Origin of the sequence: Mesorhizobium sp. M4A.F.Ca.ET.050.02.1.1, from assembly GCF_003997725.1 — a bacterium.
Classification (GTDB): domain Bacteria; phylum Pseudomonadota; class Alphaproteobacteria; order Rhizobiales; family Rhizobiaceae; genus Mesorhizobium.
In genome coordinates this window covers 1-4,576 of record NZ_RZSG01000492.1, presented here as the reverse complement: position 1 = coordinate 4,576, position 4,576 = coordinate 1, and the positions used below count along the sequence as shown (strand labels likewise).

The following is a 4,576-nucleotide window of genomic DNA, read 5'->3' as shown; positions in this document are numbered from 1 at the left end:
GAGACAGATGACGCACCATGCAGGGAGGGTCCCTTCGATTGTCGTGAAGTTGCGCGGCGCCGAGGACATCATGCAGGAAACGGAACTGAAGTTCGAGCTGTCGCGGTCGGGTGCGGGATCGCTCCTCAAGAAGAATCCGTTCGGGTCCTCGCCCACAATTCTTCAGCAAAAATCCATCTATTTCGATACGCTCGGATGGGACCTGTCCAAGCGCGGTCTATCGCTTCGCATCCGGCAATCGGGTGATAAAAGGATCCAAACCCTCAAAGCCGGCGATGGCACCGCCGCCGGATCGTTCACGCGCGAGGAATGGGAGCGCCCGGTCGACGGCGATACACCGATACTTGACGATCCGCAGATCAGAGACCTGCTTGCAGAGGATGGCGCAAAGCTGGCGCCCTTGTTCGAGGTTCATGTCAAACGGCATTCTTGGAATGTGTCGGATGGCGACGCCACGATCGAGGTTGCCCTGGATCTTGGCAAGGTCGTCGCAGCCGGTCGCGAGGCACCGCTCTGCGAGATCGAGTTGGAGAAGAAGGCGGGCTCGCCGGCAGCTCTGTTTGCGCTCGCTCGGAAAATTGACCTGGTCACGCCGGCGCATCTCGGGGTGCTAAGCAAAGCTGAACGAGGCTATCGTCTGCTTGGCCCTGCACCGGGTGCTGTGAAATCAGCTGCGACCCCGCTCACGTCCGAGATGAGCGTGGCAATGGCTTTCGCGCGCATCGCAGCGGCCTGTCTCAAACAGTTCCGTCTCAATGAGATGGCGCTGGGATGGTCTCGCGATGCCGACTCCCTGCACCAGGCTCGCGTGTCGCTGCGACGGCTGCGCTCCCTATGCTCGATCTGCAAGTCGCTATTCGACGACAGCCGTTTCGACTACATGCGAGGAGAATTGAAATGGCTCGCAGCGGAACTTGGCGATGCACGCAATATCGACGTGATGATCGATCACGCTTCCAGCAGGATTCTTGCAAGCCGTCTTCAGGAAGTGCGCGACGACGCCTATGCGGCGGTCGCAGCATCGTTCTCTTCAATTCGCGCCCGCTCCTTGATGATCGATGTCACCGAGTGGATTTCCATCAAGGACTGGCGAACCCAATCGGATGAAATGTTGTCCGAACAGTCGTCGAAGGATTTCGCCTCGGATGTATTTGATCTTTGGAAGAAGGTGGCGAAGGGCGGCAACAATCTTATCGACGCCGATGACGAGACCCGCCATAAAGTACGGATCGCCGCAAAGAAACTGCGCTACGCGGCCGAGTTCTTCGAGCCGCTCTACAACGGCAAGGCCGAGGCCAAACGCCATCGACGGTTCATCGAGGCGATGAAGGGCCTGCAGGATCATCTCGGCAGCCTCAACGATATTGCCACCGCCCCCGATATGCTGGCAGCGCTGGAGCTTTCGGACGTAACTGGTGCGGACGATCTCTTCAGCGGCGAGGACAAGTCCAAGCTTCTCAAGGACGCCGCGGAAGCACACGACACCTTTGTCAAGACCAGGCGCTTCTGGCGTTGAGGCAGCATGCGGAGGGAGCGACGAAGCTCCAATGCCCACTTCCGGTGTCACCGCGCTCGCCGGCCTAGCCATCGCCATGGGCTGGCCGGTGCGGAGCTGTTCTATGGCTGCCCGAGAGGCTGCGCCTCGCCCGCCTCGCATTCCGGCAGTCGCACAGGTTTGGCGAGTTTCGCCAGCGCCTCGGGCTTGGCGCAAGCCGGAAAACCGGCGAGCGGCATCGTTTCAATAAACCGGCTGCGCTCACTAGTGCTCAAGCCGACTTCATTGATCATGCTCTCGACGGTCAGGTCGGGGTACTGCTTGAGAGTTTCCCTAACCGCGGCATTCGCCTCATCCATCCGACCCAGAGCCGCAAGGGAGCCGCCAAACACCACCCACCTCCAATGGTCGTAGTTGTCAGGTGTCATGCGCTCCAGCATCTTCAAGGCGTCCTCATACCGGCCGGCCATAAAATAGGCAGGGCCGAAGAAGTTGGACGTCCACATCGGATAGTTCGGGTCGAGCCGCATTACCTGGTCGACCATCTGAGCGCCGCGTTCGGGTTCACCGAAGCGTGCCGCATAGCCGGTATAGAACGTCAGGATTTCGGACGAACCGGGAGCAAGACGAAGGGCCGTATCCAGTTCGGCCTTGGCGCGGGCGTTGTCGCCCTTGTGGCTGAGACTCGTCCCAAACACGGCGTGTGCCTCAGCGTCGCCTGGATCGAGCCGCACCGCGTGTTCGGCCACATCGGCAGCCGCCTTGATCTCGCTCTCGGGATTGATACCGAAGCCAGCCAATATGCCATGCGCATGGTAAAGTTCTACCCAGGCGCGAGCCAGCCCGGGGTCCAGCTCAATGGCGCGGTTGAGAAGCGCGATTGCCTCCTGCTCATCGGCTACGGTGATCTCTTCAATCTTCTCGGTCCCGAGCAGATAATAGTCGTAAGCATTTAGGTTTTCAGGTCGTTTGCGTTTGGCCGCGGCCCGCCCGGCCGTCTGAATCAACCCTACGCCACCGCCCAGCCGGTTGGAGACTTGCTCTGCGATCTCGGTCTGGACGGCGAACACGTCCTCAGCGGGCCGGTCCCAACGATCCGACCAAAGGTGGTTGCCGGTTAGTGCATCGATCAACTGTGCGGTGACCCGCACCCGCCCATCTTGCCGCTGGATGGAGCCTTCCAGTACGAAGCCGACATGGAGCGCACGCGCGACCTGGCGGGCATCCACCGGCTTGCCCTTGTAAACTTCCGTCGAATTCCGGGCTACGACGTCAAGTTCGGGAAACCGCGCGAGGTCGGTGATGATATCCTCAGTCAAGCCATCGGCCAAACGCCCGCTGGCCTCGTCGCCATAATTATTGAAAGGCAGCACCGCGACCGACGGCTTGGCCCCCAGTAACGCGGGCTGAAAGAACCACCAGGTCCCCACACCCACCAAAGCCAGCACCACGATCGCCGCCGCAGCCGTCCTGGTCCAGTGCGGCATCGCCTGGCGTAAGGTCCGGCGCAGCCGCTTGCCATCGAGCCTCACCCGGTACATCCGCACGGGGCGGTTGATATTCTTGACGTGCTGCTCGCCGACGAAATCGAGTGGCCAATCAAGCTTGCCCTGCAAATGGTCGTAGGCCGTACCTGACACCATCACCCCGCCCGGCTCGGCAAGCTGCTCTATGCGAGCGGCGATATTGACGCCGTCGCCATACACATCGCCATCCACCAGCGCCACATCGCCAAGATTTATCCCGATGCGGAACACGATCCGCTCTTGCTCCGGCAGTCCACCATTGCGAACGGCCACAGCTTTTTGAATTTCGGCTGCGCAGATCACCGCATCGACCACGCTGTCGAAGACGACAAGTGCGCCATCTCCCAACAGCTTGACAATTCGACCCTGATGCAGAGCGATCGCCGTATCGGTTACGTCGGCCCGGATAGCTCTCAGGCGCTCGATTGTGCCAGCTTCGTCAATCTCGGTCGCCTTTGAATAGCCGACCATATCCACTGCAAGGATCGCCAGCAGTTTCCGGTTCATTGGAGGGACGATCATCATCCTGCCCCGGACCCATCATTGCCAAAATGGTACACCTAACCCAGCATGCTGACGAGAGGCCCGACCCGCCAGGCCAGGATGTCGTCCATTGGTCCGGCGGTCGGAAAGGTCGCTTCCACACTGCGCTGGGCCACCGGAATGGCGCTGAAGAGATAGTTCAGAACGCCACGGCTGCGTCCAGCTCCGAAAGCGGGCGCACGCCTGCCAGCAGCGCCCTCGCCTCGGCCTCGTCGCGCTTCATCTGCGCGACCAGCGCATCCAGCCCGTCGAACTTCAGCTCCGGCCGCAGGAAGCCGAAGAACGACACCTCGCAGGCCTCGCCATAGAGGTCGCCGGAGAAGTCGAAGACGAAGGTTTCGAGCAGCGGCGCGCCATTGTCGTCGACGGTCGGACGACGGCCGAAGCTGGCGACGCCGTCATGCAGCGTGCCGTCGGCGCGGCGGAAGCGGACGGCATAAATCCCTTCCTTGAGAGAAGCTTCCGGCGAAAGCCTCATGTTGGCAGTCGGAAAGCCAAGCGTACGGCCGAGCTTCTGGCCGCCGATCACCTCGGCCTCGACGGTGAAGCGGTAGCCGAGCAAGCCGGCGGCCTCGGCCACCGCGCCTTCGCCGAGAAGCGCGCGGATGCGGCTCGACGAGATCACCTCGGCGCCCTCGTCGCGAAAGGCGTCGACCAGCGTCACGCCAAAGCCGTGGCGCTCGCCCGCCGCCATCAGGAAGGCGGGGCCGCCCTGGCGGTCCTTGCCGAAATGGAAATCGAAGCCGGTGACGGCGTGCGTGACGCCGAGATTCCTTTCCAGAACCCCGGTCACGAAGTCTTCTGCCGAGAGCGCGGCGAAATCGCGCGTGAAGGGCTGCTCGACCAGCGCGGCGAACCCGAGAAGCGACAGGAGCCGGGCCTTCATCGGCGGTGGCGTCAGCACGAAGAGCGGAACCTCGGGCCGGAAGACCTTTCGCGGATGCGGCTCGAAGCTCAGCACCATGGCCGGCGCGCCGCGGCGCCGCGCTTCGGCCAGCGCGCGCTCCAGCAC

Annotated in this window: 3 protein-coding genes; 1 reads left to right on the top strand and 2 read right to left on the bottom strand. The window is 62.0% G+C overall.

What is annotated here, in order from left to right:
* The coding region (locus tag EOA33_RS25265) for an inorganic triphosphatase (protein ID WP_348628261.1) at positions 1-1,516 on the top strand (1,516 nt) is incomplete at its 5' end.
* A gap of 101 nt (positions 1,517-1,617) precedes the next feature.
* On the opposite strand, the gene EOA33_RS25260 is transcribed toward EOA33_RS25265, so the two are convergent.
* Together EOA33_RS25260 and EOA33_RS25255 are read right to left on the bottom strand one after the other, a co-directional pair.
* Complete coding sequence (locus tag EOA33_RS25260; protein ID WP_127406869.1) at positions 1,618-3,543, bottom strand: adenylate/guanylate cyclase domain-containing protein; 1,926 nt, start codon at positions 3,541-3,543, stop codon at positions 1,618-1,620.
* Between the two features lie 160 nt (positions 3,544-3,703).
* Positions 3,704-4,576 (bottom strand): bifunctional riboflavin kinase/FAD synthetase (locus EOA33_RS25255; RefSeq protein ID WP_127406867.1); only part of this gene is annotated, 873 nt, incomplete at its 5' end.